20 protein-coding genes and 1 riboswitch are annotated in these 21,083 nt (G+C 37.3%); of the genes, 9 read left to right on the forward strand and 11 right to left on the reverse strand.

The genetic code is table 11. The annotated features are described in order from the left end of the window. Position 1: 1 nt before the first annotated feature. Complete coding sequence (locus IPH66_08215) at positions 2 to 1,480, forward strand: T9SS type A sorting domain-containing protein (protein MBK7129328.1); 1,479 nt, start codon at positions 2 to 4, stop codon at positions 1,478 to 1,480. 1 nt (position 1,481) lies between these two features. Here IPH66_08215 and IPH66_08220 read toward each other — a convergent pair whose 3' ends face one another. Both IPH66_08220 and IPH66_08225 read right to left on the reverse strand, forming a co-directional pair. Then, on the reverse strand, positions 1,482 to 2,237 hold the full coding sequence (locus tag IPH66_08220) for a DUF2520 domain-containing protein (GenBank protein MBK7129329.1): 756 nt from the start codon (positions 2,235 to 2,237) through the stop codon (positions 1,482 to 1,484). Further along, positions 2,227 to 3,636, reverse strand: coding sequence for a glycosyltransferase family 39 protein (locus IPH66_08225; GenBank protein ID MBK7129330.1), 1,410 nt, complete (start codon positions 3,634 to 3,636; stop codon positions 2,227 to 2,229). Before IPH66_08225 ends, IPH66_08220 begins: the two co-directional genes overlap by 11 nt. A 119-nt stretch (positions 3,637 to 3,755) precedes the next feature. Here IPH66_08225 and IPH66_08230 point away from each other — a divergent pair, with 119 nt between their 5' ends. Further along, positions 3,756 to 4,964: an acetyl-CoA C-acyltransferase gene (locus tag IPH66_08230; protein ID MBK7129331.1), complete on the forward strand. Its 1,209-nt coding sequence runs from the start codon at positions 3,756 to 3,758 to the stop codon at positions 4,962 to 4,964. A gap of 32 nt (positions 4,965 to 4,996) precedes the next feature. Further along, positions 4,997 to 6,172 carry a tRNA 2-thiouridine(34) synthase MnmA gene (gene mnmA, locus IPH66_08235; GenBank protein MBK7129332.1) on the forward strand — a complete coding sequence of 392 codons (1,176 nt, stop codon included), beginning with the start codon at positions 4,997 to 4,999 and terminating at the stop codon, positions 6,170 to 6,172. A gap of 28 nt (positions 6,173 to 6,200) precedes the next feature. Here mnmA and IPH66_08240 read toward each other — a convergent pair whose 3' ends face one another. Together IPH66_08240 and IPH66_08245 are read right to left on the reverse strand one after the other, a co-directional pair. Next, positions 6,201 to 6,470, reverse strand: a complete 270-nt coding sequence (locus IPH66_08240; GenBank protein MBK7129333.1) for a hypothetical protein — start codon at positions 6,468 to 6,470, stop codon at positions 6,201 to 6,203. Positions 6,471 to 6,588: 118 nt separating this feature from the next. After that, entirely contained in the window at positions 6,589 to 8,778 is a 2,190-nt protein-coding gene (locus IPH66_08245; GenBank protein MBK7129334.1) for a glutamine synthetase III, read from the reverse strand. A gap of 361 nt (positions 8,779 to 9,139) precedes the next feature. On the opposite strand from IPH66_08245, the gene IPH66_08250 reads away from it, so the two are divergent. Then, positions 9,140 to 9,484 carry an Hsp20/alpha crystallin family protein gene (locus IPH66_08250; protein ID MBK7129335.1) on the forward strand — a complete coding sequence of 115 codons (345 nt, stop codon included), beginning with the start codon at positions 9,140 to 9,142 and terminating at the stop codon, positions 9,482 to 9,484. 86 nt (positions 9,485 to 9,570) lie between these two features. Here the strand turns inward: IPH66_08250 and IPH66_08255 are convergent, their stop codons facing one another. Further along, positions 9,571 to 11,178 (reverse strand): hypothetical protein, encoded by a 1,608-nt coding sequence (locus tag IPH66_08255; GenBank protein ID MBK7129336.1) that lies wholly within the window; start codon positions 11,176 to 11,178, stop codon positions 9,571 to 9,573. 98 nt (positions 11,179 to 11,276) lie between these two features. Here IPH66_08255 and IPH66_08260 point away from each other — a divergent pair, with 98 nt between their 5' ends. After that, entirely contained in the window at positions 11,277 to 11,849 is a 573-nt protein-coding gene (locus IPH66_08260; GenBank protein MBK7129337.1) for a hypothetical protein, read from the forward strand. Here IPH66_08260 and IPH66_08265 read toward each other — a convergent pair. Further along, positions 11,842 to 12,288, reverse strand: coding sequence for an NUDIX domain-containing protein (locus tag IPH66_08265; protein MBK7129338.1), 447 nt, complete (start codon positions 12,286 to 12,288; stop codon positions 11,842 to 11,844). The two genes, IPH66_08260 and IPH66_08265, sit on opposite strands and share 8 nt — an antisense overlap. 104 nt (positions 12,289 to 12,392) lie before the next feature. Here IPH66_08265 and IPH66_08270 point away from each other — a divergent pair, with 104 nt between their 5' ends. From IPH66_08270 to IPH66_08285, 4 genes are all read left to right on the forward strand, one after another. Continuing rightward, entirely contained in the window at positions 12,393 to 14,036 is a 1,644-nt protein-coding gene (locus tag IPH66_08270) for an acyl-CoA carboxylase subunit beta (protein MBK7129339.1), read from the forward strand. 256 nt (positions 14,037 to 14,292) lie between these two features. Next, positions 14,293 to 14,514, forward strand: coding sequence for a DUF433 domain-containing protein (locus IPH66_08275; protein ID MBK7129340.1), 222 nt, complete (start codon positions 14,293 to 14,295; stop codon positions 14,512 to 14,514). Beyond that, positions 14,511 to 14,855, forward strand: coding sequence for a DUF5615 family PIN-like protein (locus tag IPH66_08280; protein ID MBK7129341.1), 345 nt, complete (start codon positions 14,511 to 14,513; stop codon positions 14,853 to 14,855). The genes IPH66_08275 and IPH66_08280 overlap by 4 nt, the downstream gene beginning before the upstream one ends. Positions 14,856 to 15,135: 280 nt before the next feature. Further along, positions 15,136 to 15,609, forward strand: a complete 474-nt coding sequence (locus IPH66_08285) for a hypothetical protein (protein ID MBK7129342.1) — start codon at positions 15,136 to 15,138, stop codon at positions 15,607 to 15,609. Positions 15,610 to 15,825: 216 nt separating this feature from the next. Here IPH66_08285 and IPH66_08290 read toward each other — a convergent pair whose 3' ends face one another. The 5 genes from IPH66_08290 to metX form a co-directional block, all read right to left on the reverse strand. Next, positions 15,826 to 16,986, reverse strand: coding sequence for an aminotransferase class I/II-fold pyridoxal phosphate-dependent enzyme (locus IPH66_08290; protein ID MBK7129343.1), 1,161 nt, complete (start codon positions 16,984 to 16,986; stop codon positions 15,826 to 15,828). Positions 16,987 to 17,035: 49 nt separating this feature from the next. Continuing rightward, positions 17,036 to 17,452: a YeeE/YedE family protein gene (locus IPH66_08295; GenBank protein ID MBK7129344.1), complete on the reverse strand. Its 417-nt coding sequence runs from the start codon at positions 17,450 to 17,452 to the stop codon at positions 17,036 to 17,038. A 2-nt stretch (positions 17,453 to 17,454) separates the two neighbouring features. Then, positions 17,455 to 18,006, reverse strand: coding sequence for a YeeE/YedE family protein (locus IPH66_08300; GenBank protein ID MBK7129345.1), 552 nt, complete (start codon positions 18,004 to 18,006; stop codon positions 17,455 to 17,457). A 197-nt stretch (positions 18,007 to 18,203) separates the two neighbouring features. Next, the gene (locus IPH66_08305; GenBank protein ID MBK7129346.1) at positions 18,204 to 19,439 is read right to left on the reverse strand and encodes a homoserine dehydrogenase; all 1,236 of its coding nucleotides are present in this window, start codon (positions 19,437 to 19,439) and stop codon (positions 18,204 to 18,206) included. Positions 19,440 to 19,473: 34 nt separating this feature from the next. Continuing rightward, the gene (metX, locus tag IPH66_08310; GenBank protein ID MBK7129347.1) at positions 19,474 to 20,514 is read right to left on the reverse strand and encodes a homoserine O-acetyltransferase; all 1,041 of its coding nucleotides are present in this window, start codon (positions 20,512 to 20,514) and stop codon (positions 19,474 to 19,476) included. A gap of 299 nt (positions 20,515 to 20,813) precedes the next feature. Continuing rightward, positions 20,814 to 20,920: riboswitch (SAM riboswitch) on the reverse strand. Positions 20,921 to 21,083: the final 163 nt, after the last annotated feature.

Consider the following 21,083-nt stretch of genomic DNA (forward strand, 5'->3'; position numbering starts at 1 on the left):
TATGATGAATAAAATTTATTTCATCCTTGTTATTGGATTTTGTATTCAGGCACATGGTCAGAATATCCATTTTTTTAAATCTTATGGAAACACTGGGTATGATTATGGTAGAGACATTCTTCAAACGCCTGATACCGGCTATATCGTTACCGGCAGTTCCAGCAGTTTTACATCAGCCAATGCCGATGCATTTCTTTTAAAAGTAGATTCGCTTGGAAATTTTGAATGGTCATATAATTACGGTGGCGCTGATTCTGATTGGGGCATGTCTGTTGTCATCACGCATGATTCGTCATACGCAGTTGGAGGTTATACAAATAGTTTTGGAGCCGGTGGATTTGATTTTTATTTGGTGCGTACTGATGCGTCAGGAATTCCACTTTGGGAAAAAACTTACGGTGGTTCAGATTGGGAGAAAGCAGACGCATTAACGCAAGTGCCAACTGACAGTGGATTTGTTTTGGTTGGTGACACCTATAGTTTTGGAGCAGGCAACCGTGATATGTATATGGTAAGAACCGATAAAAACGGAGATACCATTTGGACTAAAACCTATGGTGGAGCATTTGATGATTACGCAACAGGCGTATTGATAGATGGTGATTCAATTGTTGTTTGTGGCGGAACAGAAAGTTATGGATCAGGAATGAGTGACGGTATTATTTTGAAAATGGATTTAGATGGAAATATTGGGTGGGTTAAGGTAGTTGGAAAACCTCAAGAAGATTACTTTACGAATATCGTTAAAAGCAGTTTTTACTATTGTCTATCAGGATCAAAAAGCTACACCTATTCTACTGACTACAATGATTTCTGGGTTTATAAAATATTTTCAACCGGAACGGTTGTAATGGCAGATACAACTTGGGATGGAGATCAATTTGGGAATGATATTGCGAATGATGTGGTTGTTGAACCTCTCACCAATATTGTTTATTATGGTGGCAGCACAACCAGCTGGGGCTCGGCTGATGTATCAGCAGGAATAACAGATTGTTTTATCAGCAAATTAGATGCAGGGTATGGGTGGATGCCATACGTTCAGAATTTTGGCGATTTGGGTTCAGATGCACTCTATGCTATGGACTATTGCAAAGATAAAGGCCTAGTTGCAGTTGGTGATTTAGATAAATATTCTACCGGCGGAAACAATGTGTTAATTGTGAAAATTGACAAAAACAATTCTTTTGGTTTTATAACGGTATTTCAAGATGTAGTTTTTGAAAACATTACTCTGACACTTGAAGACAATGAACATACACCAACATTGGTTTACCCTAATCCTTCAACGCAATTCGTACATATTAATTCAGAAAATGATATTCAAAAAATATTAGTCTGGGATGCTCAGGGAAATTGTGTACTGATTCAAGAAGAAAATCAAAGTGTAGTTGATATTGGTAATTTGATGAGCGGAATTTATTTTCTTGAAATTATATACGAAGAATCTATTTCAACATTCACGATTATCAAACCGTGATTCATTTTTTCATAATTTGATCAGAAATTAGTGTGTACAGTTTTTTCAAATCTTCATCACCTAACATAACCAGGTGAGATTTAATTGTATCATAATCCTTTCTCCTTGCAGGTCCGGTTTGAGATTTCTCGGCTCCTAAATCAAATACTTTATTAATCGTTTCAACCATTAAGGGCTTTAAAATATCAAAAGATATTTGCTCTTCTCTCAATAAATCTCCAGCCACTAAAAGCATGTAGTTTGAGAAATTGTTTGCAAATACAGCAGCCAAATGCAACACTCTACGTTGATGATCATCTAATTTGTGAATATTGGGCGACAGATATTCTGATGCAAACTGAACTAATTCAGCATTGAAACTTTCTGAATTTGCATCAATAATGAATGGGATGTTTTTCATTTCAACTAATCGTCCTTCACTAAAAGTTTGCAACGGATATAGCACACCGTAATGCAGTATACCTGATAATTTATCTATAGGAGTGGTTCCTGAAATATGAACAACTCTTTTTGAATTTGTTAAATGCTTTGCCACCGCTTCAACTTCACCATCATTAACACAAATGATGCACAAATCCGCTTCCGGTAGTGCTTGAATGTCTTCATAAACTAGAAGTTTCAGCTCTGCCGCTATCTTCAACCTTCTATTGCTTTTTAGCAAAACAGCATTTATTGCGCAACCATTAGCAATCAATTGTTTTGCTATTGCTTGTCCAGCATTTCCAAAACCTATAATGTTTACTGATTTAATTTGCATTCTCAGAATAAAATTTAGTTACGGACACCCCGCCTTTAAATTCATAGCGTTCAAACTTATCAAATACATTCTCAAGTCCTGATCTTATTGTATTATCAGGATAAAGAAATTCAGAATTTGCATCTAAGAAAATAACACTCGTTTCACCTTTCCACATTTCAATATCGTTGAAATTATATGCTTTTGAAATTCGTTCATTTACAAGAAATTCATCAATATTTTTATAGTCCTGAAAACCTGATAAACTATAATGATAGAGAAAAGTTAGATCATAGAACGGTGGGCAAATTACAATCCTTGAATTTGGTTCCCTTAGCATATTCAATGTCTCAACTTCATTATGAGGTTCACGATTATTATCAGGAGTAAATTTCATTGAAAAAACCAATGGTAAAATCAGGATTAAAGAATATCTCTGTAAATTTTCTGTGATCAATTTACGCATCAGAATTCCAGCTGCAATATACAATGGTATTGTAGTAAACAGGAGGTATCTGTCAAGAAAAATTGGCTGCACCAGATATGAAAAAATAAACATACCCAGATAAAAACCAAAAAAGATCAATAAAATAAATGCATCCTTGTTTTCAATATTGAATATTGATTTTATATTCCTTTTAAACCGAATGTATGAAATAAGGATAAGAATCAACAATCCTGAACTGAATGCAACAAAGGAAAAAGTATTATTAAAAAAACGGATAATGTTCCCGTACAACTCTGTCGGATGAGGGTCAGGAACCCAGGTTCCATGTTCAGAAAAATTTCCGATTCTTGAGACGAACCAATTTATCCCAGGCATGTATAATATGAGTGACAGTAAAACAGAACCGAGAAAGTATAGAAGGATGCGGTAATTCAATTTTACCGCAAACACAAGAATAACGAGAAATTCACCTACCATTATTAACATCCCTAAATAGTGGGCATACAAAAGCAAGGAATTCCAAATGGCTAACCTTAAAACTATCCTCCAATCATTACTTTTTTCAAAAATCAGCTTATACAATTCCAACAAAATAAGTGTAAAAAGAAGAGTAAAAAGTGAATATACTCTAGCCTCCATTGCATGATAATGATGAAACCTACTGAAAATAAAAAGTAAGATGATAAGAATAGAAATTTGCTGAGAGACAAATTTTCTGGAGAGTTTAAATAAGAATGGAATGGTTAAAACACTGAACAGTAAAGAAAGTGAACGCACAGAAATTGGATCTATTCCAAAGATGTCTATCCAAAAATGTAAGGCAAAAAAATGCAAAGGCGGATTATTTTCAGATGCAAATAATTTTAATTGATCTCCCAAATCCTGCTGAGCCCAAAAAATAGAAAAAGGCTCATCCAAAGCAATGGGGAAAGAATTGATAAACGGAAGACATACCGCTATTTGCAGTAGCATTAGTATTATGATGATATTTCTATCAGACAGCTTCATGCAAATCTTCACCAAACTTATTAATTTTGCTTCAATAGCCGTTGCTTTCAACTTACCAAAAATGCAGATGGTTAATTATTTTTATGGAAGATGTATTTATTATTTCAGCCGCACGTACGGCAATTGGGAATTTGGGCGGAACCCTTTCAGCGGTGCGCACTGATGATTTAGCGGCCATTGTAATCAAAGAATTGTTGAAACAAAATCCAACAATTGATCCGGCTGACATTGAAGATGTAATTTTAGGTTGCGCTAATCAAGCCGGTGAAGATAATCGGAATGTAGCACGCATGAGTAGTTTGCTGTCCGGGCTTCCGGTTACCGTGGGAGGTGAAACAGTGAACCGTCTCTGCGCATCAGGTATGGCGGCGGTTATCAATGCTGCTAGGGCATTGAATGATCAAGCCGGTGAAATTTATATTGCCGGTGGTGTTGAAAGCATGACGCGCGCTCCGTATGTAATGTCTAAATCTTCAGCTCCTTTTGGTCGTGATGTTCAATTGTTTGATTCTGCTTTTGGTTGGCGATTCATCAACCCACGCATGAAAGAATTGTATGGCGTGGATGGCATGGGTGAAACTGCTGAAAACTTGGTTGATATGTACAAGATATCACGTGAAGACCAGGATAAATTCGCCTTTTGGAGTCAGCAAAAAGCAAAGTCTGCGCTTGAAAGTGGAAGATTTGCAAAAGAAATTGTAGCTATTGAAATTCCTCAAAAGAAAAAAGATCCAATCATTTTTGCTGCTGATGAATTCATGAAACCAACTACTACATTAGAAACGTTGGCTGGTCTGCGTCCTGCGTTCAGGGCTCAGGGCGGAACAGTTACTGCGGGTAATGCATCAGGTTTAAATGATGGGGCCGCCGCACTTTTACTTGCGAATGGTGCAGCAACAAAACGAAATAATTTAAAACCTATCGCGCGTATAGTTTCTGCAGCAGTTGCAGGTGTTGAACCACGTATCATGGGTATTGGACCGGTTCCGGCAAGTGAAAAAGCTTTACAGCGTGCAGGTCTTTCACTCCGTGATATGGATATTATTGAGATAAACGAAGCCTTTGCTGCTCAAGTATTAGCTTGCACTCGTAAAATGGGATTAGCAGATGATGATCCCCGTATCAATCCAAATGGCGGAGGTATTTCGCTTGGGCATCCTCTTGGAATGACCGGTGCGCGAATTATTCAAACTGCAGCCCTTCAGTTGCAGGAAACAAAAAAGAAATATGCATTGGTAACATTATGTATTGGTGTTGGACAAGGTTATGCAACCGTGATTGAGCGGGTATAATTCTTGTTATTTATTCTTCAGAAAAATTCAAATTGAAAACAGTAGTTGTTGGTTTATCGGGTGGTGTTGATTCCAGTATAGCTGCATGGCTCTTGAAAGAACAAGGGTATCATGTGATCGGTATCTTCATGAAAAACTGGCATGATGAAAGTGTAACAATTTCTGATGAATGTCCGTGGATTGATGATAGCAATGATGCTTTGTTGGTTGCACAAAAATTAAATATTCCTTTTCAAACGTTAGACCTGAGTGAAGAATATAAAAAGCGAATAGTTGACTATATGTTTGCAGAATATGAAGCCGGTCGTACTCCTAATCCGGACGTTTTATGCAATCGTGAAATTAAATTTGATGTCTTTCTGAAAGCTGCTAAAAGTCTCGGGGCTGATTATGTTGCAACCGGTCATTATTGTAGAAAAGAAATGGCAGAAAATGGAATGTTTCGCTTGTTGGTCGGCAAGGATAAAAATAAAGATCAGAGTTATTTTTTATGTCAGCTTACTCAAGATCAACTTGCCATGGCTTTGTTTCCAATTGGTGATTTAGAAAAAAGTGAGGTTCGTAAAATTGCTGCTGAACAAGATTTAGTAACGGCTGATAAAAAAGATTCGCAAGGTTTATGTTTTGTAGGCAAAGTGAAGCTACCTGTTTTTTTGCAACAACAACTAATGCCTAAGAAAGGTGAAATTGTTGAAATTTCTGCAGATCTTGAAATATTGAAAGCATATCACCAAAAAGTAAATGAACACGATTACCGGTTTTTATCACAACCTTTTTTATTCCATAAATCAGATGGAAAAGTGAAAGGTGAACATCAAGGTGCGCACTATTTTACCATTGGGCAACGCAAGGGATTACAAGTTGGTGGTTCACCGCTTCCATTATTTGTAATAGCAACTGACACCAAAGAAAATATTATTTATACCGGACAAGGGGAGCATCATCCCGGATTGAACAAAAATGCACTCTTCATCAAAACCCAAGATGTACATTGGTTGCGTACAGATAAAAAAATGAAAACGGGTGAAAGCCAAAACTATCTTGTGCGTATTAGATACAGACAAAAATTAGAAAATGCCACCTTGTTTTGTGAAGATGAAGGCGTATATATTTTGTTTGAAAATTTAATGAAAGGTATAAGCCCCGGTCAATTCGCTGCCTGGTATGAAGGGGAAGAACTAATAGGTTCTGGTGTAATTTTCAGCTGACCTTTTTTTGAGAATCAGATTCACCTGATTAATTCAAACTGTGTAGTCCAAAAAATTTACCCAAATCATTGAACTGCAGATCAACGTTTCCCGCAATAATATCTCTCAGCTGCGCTACTTCAACAAGTGATAGATTTGAGTTCATTCCAAGTGATTCATGTGCTTTTAATTTTGCCTGCGCACGACGTATCATTTCATGTTTCAATTGATCTGTATTCATAGTCTGTGGTTTTGTTGTCATGACCACGTGTACGACTAAATGAAATTCAGGTTGCAGATGAACTTGATTTTTTTTCACGATAAATATTTTTTTTTATCCATTTGTAGGCGCAGGTCGCGACCTGCGCCTACAAATGGATAACCTGCGCCTTCAAAGCGGGCGAATAAATAATCAGCGTGATTTTTATCTGAAATAATTATCTCGTGAACAACAACTCACGTAATTTTGGCAAAGGCCATGATTCATCTTCCACCATGATCTCAAGCTTATCAGCGTGGTAACGTATCTCATCAAAATATGATTTCACATGATCACAATAGGCAATTGCACGTTCTCTTGCATCTTTAATCACGTTTGCTTTTTTACGTTCATCAATCATCAGGTTTACTTTATCATTCATGGCGTTAACATGTTTTGATATAGACTTGATGAAATTAATTTGAGTACGTGCTGCCAATTTCCCTTCTTCTTCGCCCAGAATATCAATAATGCCTTTCACGTTTTTAATCAACACATTCTGATACGCCAATGCCGCCGGTATGATGTGATTTTTTGCAAGATCGCCCATTACCCTTGACTCAATCTGAATTTTAAGCATATAACTTTCCAGCTCAATATCATGTCTTGCATGCAATTCTACTTCTGACAGAATACCATGTTTGATGAAAAGTTTTTTTGTTTCTTTTTTACCCCATATATCCAGCGCTCTCGGAGTATCTTTGATATTAGATAAGCCTCTTTTTTCAGCTTCTATCACCCACTCGTCTCCATAACCATTGCCTTCAAAACGAATTTTTTTTGATGCTTTAATTAATTTCTGCAGCTCTTTCAAAATTGCTTCATCTTTCTTCTCTCCTTTTTCAATTTCTGCATCAATTACTTTTTTAAATTCTATCAATTGATTTGCTACAATGGTATTCAACACTGTCATTGCATGTGCGCAGTTTGCAGATGAACCAACGGCGCGGAATTCAAATTTATTTCCTGTAAATGCAAATGGAGAAGTTCTGTTTCTATCGGTATTATCTAATAGTAATTGCGGAATTTTTCCGATGTTCAATTTCAATTCAGTCTTTGCTTCAGGAGTCATTTTTCCGGCAGAAATACTTTCTTCCAGATCATCCAACATTTTGGTGAGTTGCGTTCCAATGAAAACAGAAATAATTGCCGGTGGTGCCTCATTAGCGCCTAACCGATGATCATTACTAGCGGTTGCAATTGATGCGCGCAACACATCTGCCTGATCATGTATTGCCTTGATGGTATTAACAAAAAAAGTAAGGAACTGCAAATTTGATTTTGGATTTTTTCCGGGTTGCAATAAATTAACTCCGGTGTTTGTTCCCATTGACCAATTGTTGTGCTTACCTGATCCGTTCACACCTGCAAATGGTTTTTCATGCAACAAAACTCTGAAATTATGTTTGCGTGCAATTTTATCCATTAAATCCATCAGCAATAAATTGTGATCATTGGCAATGTTCACTTCTTCAAACATAGGTGCACACTCATACTGATTTGGGGCAACTTCATTATGTCTTGTTGTAACAGGTATTCCGAGCAAATGAGATTCATATTCAAACTCACGCATAAATTCAGTTACTCTATCCGGAATAGAGCCAAAATAATGATCTTCCAACTGCTGTCCCTTCGCGGGCTCATGTCCAAATAATGCTCTGCCGGTCATCATCAAATCAGGCCGCGCTGAGTACAAGGCAGAGTCAACTAGAAAATATTCTTGTTCCCACCCCAATGTTGCTTTAACACTAGTTACATCTTTATCAAAATATTCACACACATCTTTTGCTGCGCTTTCAACTGCGTGTAGTGCTTTTAATAAAGGCATTTTATAATCAAGCGCTTCGCCTGTATAGGCAATAAACACAGTGGGAATACATAAAGTTTTTCCAATCACAAAAGCAGGAGATGAAGGATCCCAAGCCGTATAGCCACGCGCTTCAAAAGTATTTCTGATACCGCCGTTTGGAAATGATGATGCATCAGGTTCTTGTTGCACCAACATATCTCCTTCAAATCTTTCAATGGCTTTTCCTGCACCAACAGGCTTAAAAAAACTATCGTGTTTTTCGGCAGTAGTTCCGGTTAATGGTTGAAACCAGTGTGTATAATGTGTTGCCCCTTTTGAAATTGCCCAATCTTTCATGGCTGTTGCAATTTGATCTGCAACCGAACGATCAACCGGTGTTCCAAATTGTATGGCTGATTTCACAATTTTATAAGCCGACTCTGTGAGACACTCACGCATTTTATCTATATGAAAAGTGTTCTCTCCAAAATATTGTGATACCCGATTGGTTAGTTCAGGCATTGGATTCGATTTTCTGTGAAGAACTTCGTGTAAGGATGCTTTTCTAATGGTTGCCATAATAAATTTATATTTTTTGGCAAATGTACTCTATTTTTTATGGGGGGTAATCCGTATTTAATATAATTATTTACCAACACCCCCTTGTTTTTTTAGGTTATTCTCTGCAAAATCAAATTTATTTGGCTTTTGAAGACACTTTTTCAGACAGAATTATTAATATGCTGCCATATTGGCATTTTCTGAAACTATAAAAAGTCATTTTGGCTGTTTTATGTATTTGGCAAGTAAATTGCCTTGCTTAAATCGTATTTAAAACGAATAGTCTATGTTATTACAAAAGAAAAAAGCAGAATTCCCGGTTTGGGGAGATGTATTTGGAAATTTTTTATCCAATGATTGGTTAAATTTTCCACAGAATATGAAAGAAATAACAGGCACTTTTCCGGCCGTGAATGTAAAAGAAACCGAAACAGATTATCAAATTGAAATGGCTGTTCCGGGAAAAAGTAAAGAAGATTTTAAAATTGATGTGCACGATAAATTACTGACTATTTCATCAGAGAATCGTCAATCAAAAGAAGAAAAAGAAGACAATTATACGCGAAGAGAATTCAGTTATAGTTCATTCAGACGATCATTCAGACTACCCGAACTGGCAAATGAAGATGGTTGCGTTGCGAATTATACTGATGGAATTTTAAAAGTTTCTGTTCCAAAAAAAGACTCTAAAAAACCCGGAGTGAAGTCGATCGAAGTTTCATAAATCAGCTCCGTTTTCATAGTTTGGGTTAGGTAAAAAAAAGCCCGCGATCAGATCGACTGCGGGCTTTTACATTTTTTAAAAATAGATTAGAGGTCTAACTCAACTGTGTCTGTTTCACTTTCTAAAACAGCCTCATCCAATTCTGCTTCAATTGCTTCACCACCTTCTTTTTCCAAACGTTCTAATTCTGCCGCTACGGCTTCAGTTAGAATGCGCAAAGAATTTTTACTATCATCAGCCATCACAAATTTAAATTTACCGCCATCAATAGTTGCTCCACCTGAAAATTCAGTGAATACTTTTAGGAGGGCTGCAGCTTCATCCATACCTTTTGCTTCAGCCATTGCTGTAAAATTCACGAACATAGAAATTGGATTTGCAGACAATACATCAGCGCCTGAAGTTATTTTTACAGTTTGTCCGTTATGAGCTTTATTTGTCCATGCACTATCATTTGAAACAAAGAACACGCCGTTATTCAGAGAAATCCACGCATCTTCAATTGCATACGTTCCGTTTGGTAATTTGAGGCTGTCTGCAAGTAAAGCCATGAGAGGTTGAGGATTATTTACCGTGAACGCAAAACCAAAAACCGGCATGGGTTCAGTATACGTATAAGGATCTCCATAACCAAAATCTTCCACAACTTCAAACACCTCTACCCGATCAATAAAATAAACAAACTCACCTGTTACTGATTCTTTCAAATCATCCATACTCAAGCCCATCAAAGCAAGTTCTTCTTCAAAATCACCGTAAAAATCATCTGACATTTGTGATTTCATGAAATCAGCCATACCGGCAAAATCCATGTTGAATGCTCCGCTGAAAAAAGGTGTTGCAGAGTTTGCGTAAGAAAGTAATTTACCTTCAACTCCTTTATCTTTCATGAATTTAAAATTCTCACGCACTTTATCCGTCAGGTGATTGATGATTTCAAAATCAATTGCGCCGTTAGTGAAATTGATATAAATTTCTGATGTAATTCCTTCATACGTTTCACGCGCCTTCTCAAGTTCTTCAGCATTTTCAGCCATTAATTCATGCATGTACGCATACATTCCTTTTCCGTCATAGTATAAAGAAATATCAGCTGCTTTATTCAGGAAATCCGTATACACCTGAATAGGTTCAGCCTCTTTACCCGCTTTAATCATTTCAATCATTTTATTCACGGCTTTATCACCGCCGCCGCCGCTGTTTCCGCTGAGCATGGCCATAATATCAATTGGAATGGTTGACATCACAGCAAAATCTTCATTCCATACCACCGCATAACTATCACTTTCCTTAATGGCAGTTTTCATTCCTTCTTTTTCTACTACGGTGGCATTGGCTTCTGTCTCTAATAGCTCAATAAATTTCTTTTCATCTTTCAATTTGAAAATAGCATATACACTTGGCTGGAATGATTCACCCTTGCCTACAACAATTTGTGATTTCACTGAATAATCAATCCCTGTTACGGTTTCATCAATAAAAAATGTCAACAACATATCATAGGTAAAAGGCAATACACCGTCACGTATGCCTGATTTATCCATGATGTTCTGAGGTGTCATAGACATAATTAATATAGGTGATTCAACCTTGGTTATCATGGCAGATACTTGTTCTTCACGAGTTCTGTCTTTTCCGCAAGACACGATCAAAAGGGCGAGTGCAATTACACTCAGCAGGGTTGCTTTTTTCATTTTCAGCATTGTTATTAGTGGATTGAAAGGCAAATTTAATCAAATCTTGCTTGATTTCTACTCTTTATCAAAATGGCATTCACACTATCTTTGTATTCATGCACACCATAGAACCATATTATAACTGGCGAGGATTTTATGTCGCATCTGAAGACATCCAGTCTCCCTTTTATGAACGTGAGTATAGTGAGTTTGAATTTACTGATTCCATTTACAATTACCTCATTCACCCGCAATGGGATAATATTGGATCTCCAACCCTATTCATAAAAATTTTATATGCGGATTATGATGAAGGATTTTGCGTAATTGAATTATTTGGTGAATGGAATGATGCTGTTGAAAATGATATCATGACCTTCAAGCGTGAAATTGTTGAACACCTCATGCAATGCGGCATTAACAAATTTGCATTAATTGCTGAAAACGTACTGAACTTTCATGCTTCAGATGATTGTTATTATGAAGAATGGTTTGATGAAGTTGAAGATGAAGGTGGTTGGATAGCTTTGCTAAACGTTCGTAAACATGTGCTTGAAGAGATGCAATCTGAAGATTTGGATCAGTATTTTATTCAAGGTGGAGATTTAGAAAACATGGAGTGGCGCACCATGACTCCAAGACAATTCTACTCATCAATCAGCACCTACGTGCAGAAGCGTCTTACCTAAAATTTGACCTTAATTTTTCTGTCACCAACTGATCAATCGGAAAAGTAAATAAACCGGAATCAAGATCAGCTATGTTTTTCCATTCAAAAATTTGTTCACCGGGTTTTAATAAATTCACTTTATCATGGGTTAAAATTTCATGACATTGAAAATCTTTAGCGTGAACACGATAGTAGATTGCTATCAACTGTTCCTTTGGATTAAATGCAGAAACTTGCAAAAAATCATTGACATAAAATAATTCACCCGGTTCAATTTCAAGTTCAAGTTCTTCATCAAATTCTCGCACAAGACAATCATGAATTCCTTCTCCTTTCTCTAAACCACCACCGGGGAACTTTGTCATCAGCATGCCTGCCCTGTGCTCATGCGTGATCAACACCTGATTTTGCCAGATGAGCAAACCGTAAATGCGAACGTTGAATGAATTGATTTTCACAGTTCAAATATAGCTAGAGATTCGGTTTGAAAAAATACCGGCGCCGGCATCCAAATAAATGGCGGCTGAAGTCGTATATTTGAACACCTTATTCAAAAAAAATCATGGCCGTATCACAAAAAGAACTTGAATTCAATAAAAATGAAGATGCCATCAAAATGATGATATCTGACATGGAACAAAAGCTTGCGAAGATTTATCAAGGCGGAGGCAAAGCACGTATTGAAAAGCAACATGAACAAGGAAAGTTGACTGCCCGTGAGCGAATTGAAAAATTAATTGATCCAAAATCACGCACGGTTGAAATTGGTGCTTTTGCGGGGTATGATATGTTTCATGAACATGGCGGCTGCCCTTCAGGGGGCGTTGTTGTGGTGATTGGTTACGTGAGCGGAAGGCAATGTATTATTGTTGCCAATGACGCCACGGTAAAAGCCGGAGCCTGGTTTCCGATCACAGGCAAAAAAAGTTTGCGCGCGCAAGAGATTGCCATGGAAAATCATTTGCCAATTATTTATTTGGTTGACAGTGCCGGCGTATATTTACCTATGCAGGATGAAATTTTTCCGGACAAAGAACATTTCGGCAGAATTTTCAGAAACAACGCAATCATGTCATCCAAAGGCATTACCCAAATTGCAGCCGTGATGGGGTCATGTGTTGCAGGTGGAGCTTATCTTCCAATCATGTCTGATGAATCATTAATTGTAGATAAAACCGGAACCATTTTTCTTGCCGGATCATACCTTGTGAAAGCAGCTATTGGTGAAAGTATTGATAACGAAACGTTGGGAGGAGCTACCACTCACACATCAATTAGCGGGGTATGTGATTATAAATGTCCTAATGATGAAGAATGTCTCAAAACCATTCGCTCATTGATGGATAAAATTGGTGAAAAAGAAAAAGCGGGATTTGATCGGAAAGAAGCTTTTCCTCCAAAAAAAGATGAACAAGAAATTTACGGATTATTCCCACGTGACCGCGCTAAGCCTTACAATACTTATCAAATCATAGAACGTTTGGTTGACAATTCAGAATACACCGAATATAAATCAGACTATGGTAAATCAATCATTTGCGTTTATGCACGCATTGAAGGTTGGAGTGTAGGCATTATTGCCAATCAACGTGAAGTAGTAAAAAATGCCAAAGGTGAAATGCAATTTGGCGGTGTGATTTATACAGATTCTGCAGATAAAGCTGCGCGATTCATCATGGTATGTAATCAAAAAAATATTCCGCTTGTTTTTCTGCAAGATGTGAGCGGATTTATGGTTGGTTCAAAATCAGAACACGCAGGTATCATTAAAGATGGTGCAAAAATGGTGAATGCACAAGCTAATTCAGTGGTTCCAAAATTCACGGTAATCATGGGCAATTCATACGGCGCAGGAAATTACGCTATGTGTGGTAAAGCCTATGATCCACGCATCATTGTGAGTTGGCCAACAGCTGAACTTGCTGTCATGAGTGGTGCATCAGCCGCAAAAACACTAACGCAAATTGAAGTAGCCGCGCTCAAATCAAAAGGTGAAGCCGTTGATGAAACCAAACAAAAAGACTTGTATGATAAAATAAAATCACGGTATGATAACCAGATATCACCATACTACTCGGCAGCTCGCTTGTGGGTTGACGGCATCATTGATCCGCTTGACACACGCAAAGTAATTTCCATGGGCATTGAAATGGCAAATCATAAAAAATCAGATGAGCGTTTTAATGTGGGGGCATTGCAGACTTGAGGGTGAGGGGTGTGTATTACAACCCAATTAAACTAGCCATTTAAAGTAGTGTAATTTAAAGTACCTTGGTGAGTAATTGGAATTGTATAAACTGGATCATCTATTGCATCGGCATTATTAGAACTTACAATTGGAGAAAACAATACTTACATTTGATTTAATTTTAATCAGGCAGTTGGAGTTCAAAGATGTTTTTGAATGGGCCGCTGTTAGGGGGCATTAAAAAATAAGTCCCGAATTTTTTATATATTTGAGTATGAATTATCAAGAACATATCGAAATAAGACCTGACAAAAGGTTTGGAAAACCCTGCATCAAAGGAACTCGGATTTCAGTTTATGACGTCTTGAATTGGCTTGCTAACGGAATGACCAAACAAGAAATCATGGAAGACTTCGAAGAATTGACAGAAGATATGATTAATGCCTGCTTAGGATTCGCAGCGGACAAAGAGCATAAATTAAAGATTGCCTCTTGAAACTTTTGTTCGACCAAAATATCTCACCAAAAATCATTAAACAACTGGAAATAGATTTTCCTGACTCAAAACAGGTACGTCATGTTGGTTTGGAAGACGCATCGGATTCCATAATTTTCGTTTACGCAAAAAATAATAATTTCTCTATTGTAACTTTCGACTCTGATTATGTTGACTTGAATATTGTTCGTGGAATTCCTCCGAAAATTATTTGGCTCAAAACTGGAAATTTGACTACACGATCAATCTCTGAAATACTCAAAAAGAACATTGTTGTTATCCAAGAATTTTTGCAATCCGACGATGGAGAAATACTTGAGATAATAAAAAACGACCCATAGCAATGGCACCGGTGTAAAGCCCTAAGCCCTAAGCCCTGATCTCAGCGCTCACCTTGGGTTCGATAATTCAAATTTATTATTTTTTTATGCTGTTAATTCTTTGAAAATTGTGTTGGCATTTTGAGAAGATTTTCAGCACATTTTTTTTTGTCAAACACCAATTCACTTTAATAAAATCTCAAAAAATCATTGCTTAAAACACAGTTAATTGATTAATTTTAATCAGGCAGTTGGGGTTCAAGGAGGATTTTGGACGGACTGCCGTTCATAAATAGTGATAATGAAAATAAATCAGCAATATAATGGGACAATAATCGGTGGAATATTCACAGTTGGAAGCCTACTATTGACGTTGACTTTTATTGTACCAATTCTTTCAGTATTACCAGGAGCAATAACTGAATCAATTTTGTCATCAACAGTTGATAATGAACCCTACTCCAACGTGGGAAAGGCAACAATTGCAACTTTAGAAATTCTTCTAATTTCATCAATTGTTGTAATTCTTATTAAGGCAAGAAAAACAGAATTCAAAAATGGGCATATAATTGGGATTATGGCTATTGAATACTTCATAATTCACGCACTAGGTTTTTATATTTATTGGGCCACTTCGCTTGATTTCAGAAGTGACGGACAGCTGATCTTTGGTGCTGTGTCAAGTTTTCCAGCCAGTAGTTTTGGATTTGTAACCCCAGGGATCTTAATAGATTCAGTAAAAATAAAACCTATTCAAAAGGAGAAAACTGAATAGAAAAAGAAAAAAAACGAGTTGCCATAAGTTGATAAAAATGACTTGAGATTAGTGATGAATTGAAGTAGGTTTACATCATGAAATTGATCCAAGAAAGATAGAAATCAAACATAGTTTTTCTGTTCGAAGCAACTGTCGACTCCGGAAAAAAAACACCAACAACAAATAAGTAATTTCAGCAAGCAGCAAGCAACAACCACTATCCAGCCAGCCTGTCTACCTCTCCAACGCCTGCTCAATATCACTCCAAATATCTTCTACATGTTCAAGACCGGCAGAGATGCGAATTAAGCCCGGGGTAATACCAACTTTGAGACGATCTTCTTCAGTCAATTTTGAATGGGTAGTTGAAGCAGGGTGAATAATGATGCTTCTGGTATCACCAAGATTTGCAGTGAGACTGATCATGTTTAAACTATCAAGAAATTTTTTACCCGCTGATAATCCTCCTTTGATTTCAAAACTGACAAGTCCGCCGCCGCCCGTCATTTGTGCTTTTGCTAATTGATGTTGCGGATGACTTTCAAGAAAAGGATAACGCACAAATTTAACCGCCGAATGTTTTTCAAGTCGCTTTGCAATTTCAAAAGCATTGGCATTGTGTTTTTCCATGCGCAACGGAAGTGTCTCAAGTGCTTTTGAAAAATTCCATGCATTGAAGGGTGATAAAGCAGGTCCGCTATGTCTGGCAAATGCTTTTAGTTGTTCAACATGTTGATTTGATCCAAGAATAATTCCGCCCATGCCTCTACCCTGCCCGTCAATATATTTTGTGGCAGAATGAATAGAAAGATGCGCTCCGAAATCAAGCGGTTTTTGGTTGATGGGCGTAGCAAAACAATTGTCAACAACCAAGAGGGTATTTGTTTTTTTTGCAAGATCACCGGCAGCTTTCAGATCAACCAAATCAAGCCCTGGATTCGTTGGTGTCTCAAGATAAATCATTTTTGTATTGGGTGTAATTGCTTGCTCCCAAGATGCCACATCATCAAACGGAACATAGGTTGTGGTAATGCCCCATTTTGGAAATATCTCTGTAAATAATTTATGTGTTGATCCAAAAATTGAACGGCATGAAACAATGTGATCTCCTTGTTTTAAAAAAGCTGCAAAGCTTGTAAATACAGCAGCCATGCCTGATGCAGTAGCCCAACCATTCTCAGCATGTTCAAGATCAGCCATCTTGCGCACAAACTCATCTACATTAGGATTAGAATAACGACTGTATATAAATCCATCCTCCTCTTCATTAAATAGCGCAGCCATTTGATCAGAATTTTCAAATGTAAAACTTGATGTGAAGTATAAAGGCACACTGTGTTCTCTGTTTTCAGTTCTCTTTACCTGGGTGCGAATTAATTTAGTTTCTTGCTTCATGATGAATTTTATTTGTACAATTTTAGTCAATGTTTTTTTAGTGGGGGAATTAATGAGAAAGCAATTTTCGTTTAAAAATCAGAAAGAAATACGTACCAACCAGCGCTCCAAGCAGAACCACTACTGCGGGCAGAATATCAAGTCCGATTAAGGCATAAATAGGACCAGGACAAGCGCCGGTTATTCCCCAGCCTAAACCAAAAATGATACCACCAAGAATATTTGCTTTGAGGTTGAGCTCTTTTTTCTTCAGTTCAATTTTATTTTTCTCATCTCTTTTTTGATTATAAAATTTAATCAGTTGAACACCCAGCAGCGCCACACCAATTGCACTGAACAGCACACCGTACATGTGAAATGAATGAAATAAAAACATTTCCTGTATGCGGTACCAACTAATTGCTTCTACTTTGATGAGAATGATGGCAAACACAATTCCGTAAAAAATATATCGCGCGTATTTCATAATTAAAAGATGAATGGAATAATGAGATAAGTTGAAATTAATCCTCCAACAAAAAATCCTATTGTTGAAATGATGGATGATGGAGCCAATTGTGCAATGCCCATGATAGAATGACCGGCGGTGCAACCACCCGCATATCGTGAACCAAAGCCAATCGCAAGTCCACCTGCAAAAAGAATAAATACTTGCGGCAATGCAAAGGTGTAAAGTGCTTCCGGCGCATAACCTGCATGATCAGTTAATCCATACGATGAAAAAACCTGTACCGTTTTCTCTGACAACGCAATGATTTCTGTGGTGAATCCACCAAGATGTAAAACCAAACCACCCAGAACCATTCCGCTCACAAACCAAATTTGCCATGATTCTCTAAACAAGAGATTCCGCTTAATTTCAGCCGGTATTGCAACAGAACAAAAATGTTCAAAGCTGGTTGATACACCCAATGATTTGCGTTCAATCAACAAAACAGCAATAGCAAAAATACCAATCAATGGTCCACCAACATACCATGGCCATGATTCATATAAAATTGTGTTCAAGAGTTCATTCATAAATTCTGATTTTTTATTACTAGTATTTCACCACCAACCATTTCCCCCTTTGGAGGGGGATCAAGGGGGAGGCCATCATCCACTACCTTCCAACCAACCATTTCCCCCTTTGGAGGGGGATCAAGGGGGAGGCCATCATCCACTACCTTTCAACCAACCATTTCCCCCTTTGGAGGGGGATCAAGGGGGAGGCCAATTCACCCCACTGATACTTCCACTTCTTTCTCTACCTCTGACAATTTAAAATCGTGTTCATTCTCCGGGAAAAATCCTATAAACAATTCCGGATTTTCTCTGTAAAGCGCATGATTAAACTTCCCATAATCAACCTTACCTATTTTGTACGCATAATCTTTTGAGCTGAAACTTTCTTCTACTTCAACAAAAGGGATATCATTCAATTTAGTTGGACTGGTAGAAGAAATAAAAATGCGTGTAAAGAAATTTTTATCATACCCCAACGAGGTGGTTTCTTTTTTTCGGTATTCATATCCGTAATCATACTGAAGGGCTGAAATATCAGATAAAACGGCACTAGCTGTTGGAAAACTACCGGCACCTTTGCCTTTGAATACTTGCTTATCAGAAAACGCTGCTTCAATAGACACAGCATTGAATTCGTAATTAACATCAAAAGCAAAACTATCTTCTTTTACAAATTGTGGAGCAACATATCCAATGACTTTGTTTCCGATTTTTTCTGCGCCCGCAATGAGTTTTATTTTCAATCCTTTTTCTCGTGCGTATTGAATGTCTTGCACTTTCACGTGACGAATTCCAATATTTAAGACCTGATCAGGTTGGGTAATCACACCAAAGGCGTGAGCAATCAAAATTTGTAATTTGAATTTTGCATCAAAGCCATCTATGTCCAACGTTGGATCAGTTTCAGCAAATCCTGAATCTTGAGCATCTTTCAAAATTTCATCAAAACTTTTCCCTTCTTTATCTAATCTGGTTAAGATATAGTTGGTGGTTCCATTGCAAATTCCTTGCACTGATGCCAGCGTATCATTGTTATAATATTCTTCCAAATTTCTAATAACCGGAATACTTCCGCACACGGATGCTTCATACAAAAATGAAACCTTGTACTGATTTTTAAGCGCAATCAATTCATCTAAATGCTGTGCAATCATCTTTTTGTTTGCTGTTACCACATGTTTTCCTGAGCGAATTGCACGCGTGACAATCTCATACGCTGCTTCAGCATCATCAATCAATTCAACTACTAAATTAATTTCAGTATCAGCAAGTATTGCCTCTTTGTCAAATTTGAAATGCTCTTCAGGTATCGGGCGTTGTTTCGCTTTATTTTTTACTACTATAGTTTTTATTTCTGCATTGAATAATCCTGATCTGTTCAGTACTTCATACAAGCCTGATCCAACACATCCAAAGCCAAACAGACCAATCGTTAATTTCTTTCTCATCACTTCTATTTTTTAAATTGTTTTTTTATTTTTTTTAGGAATACGAATAATTCACTTTTCTTTTCAGCACGGTTGGCTCATATACTTTTTTCTTTTGTTCTACAAAATCTTTTATGAGTTGGTTGAGTTTTTCGTAGTCAATTAAAAAAGAATCATGCCCATGCGGAGATTCAATCAATCCAAACGTGGCATCCGGAATATTTTCTGCAAGAAATTTTTGTTCACTCACCGGAAAAAGGCCATCAGAATCAATACCTATCACCAGTGTGCTTGCTTTCACAAGTTTTAAAATATCTTGATATGAACTTGAACGTCCGCGCAAAATATCATGACTATCCATGGCTTTTGAAAGATACCAATATGCATATGCATTAAATCTTGCAATAAATTTTTCACCTTGATATCTAACATAAGATGCTGACTTAAACCCATCTGATTTCAATTCAGTTTCTGATTGCTTGAGTTCAAAATCAGTATATGATCTATAAGACAACATAGCAATTGCCCGCGCCGCAACTAGTCCTGCCTTACCACCATCTTTCTTCCCAAATGATTGATCAGCAAGCAAAGCCAAACGTTGCGCTTCATTGAATGCCCTTCCAAAAGATGAATGCACTGCATTAGTTGCAATAAGAATAAGTTGCTTGATTAGTGTAGGATTAATAATAGCCCATTCAAGTGCTTGCTGTCCACCAAGAGAAGCTCCAATCAGCACATCTATTTTTTTCAATTGCAAATGTTCAGCAAGTAATTCATGCGCATGCACCATATCTTTTACAGTGATTGACGGAAAATCCAATGGTCTTTCCAAATCCTGTGCACCTGTTGTACCATAACATGAGCCCAGTACATTGGCACAAATAATTCTGTCAACACGTGGATCAAATGGTTTTCCATCTCCAACCAAGCCTGCCCACCAGGTAAGTACTTCAGAACTTCCTGATAGCGCATGACAAACCCATATTACACGCTCTGAATTTTTTGAACCATAGTCAGAATAAGTAATCTGAATTCCGTTGAGACTTTGTCCTGATTCCAGTTTAAATTCTTCTTTAGATTGATATAGTGTGGTCATATTTTTTTATTCTTTAGGTGATTTGTATTGATTTTTTTTTTGTCATCCTGCATTGATAAAAATGAATACAAGATGAAATAGGCTGACAATGCCAGATAAAAGTTGTTGCCGGAAAAAATTTCTGATCTCTTAGCAACAACAGCAGCAACAACAGCACATAGCAGTTGATTTTGCCGAGGCATAAGAAGAGTAAGAGAATTCATTGCTCAGCACAGGCTGATGAAATGAACCCAATACAAATGCACTGAAAGTATTCAGGCCATTTGATGTGATGTTAGATTTTGTCTCCATTGTTCATCAATTTATATCTCTCCGTTTCGCGGAGCAGGATTTGGCACCATGCGGGATTTTCCCCAGGTTGTCAGAGGGTCTACGAGCCTGTTCTCTCGCCTCTTCTGTATAAATCAACTACAATTATTCATTACAAGAACTGCAATTGACGGCACAAAGATATGAAAGAAGAAATGGATTTTCCAAGAATTTTTTTTTTTTCTTGGATATTGCAAGGGGGACTTTGCTTTCTGCGCGTAGGCTCAGGTCGCGACCTGAGCCTACCGGAGCGATCTTTT

It is taken from the genome of Crocinitomicaceae bacterium (genome assembly GCA_016708105.1).
In the GTDB taxonomy this organism is placed as follows: domain Bacteria; phylum Bacteroidota; class Bacteroidia; order Flavobacteriales_D; family Crocinitomicaceae; genus JADJGJ01.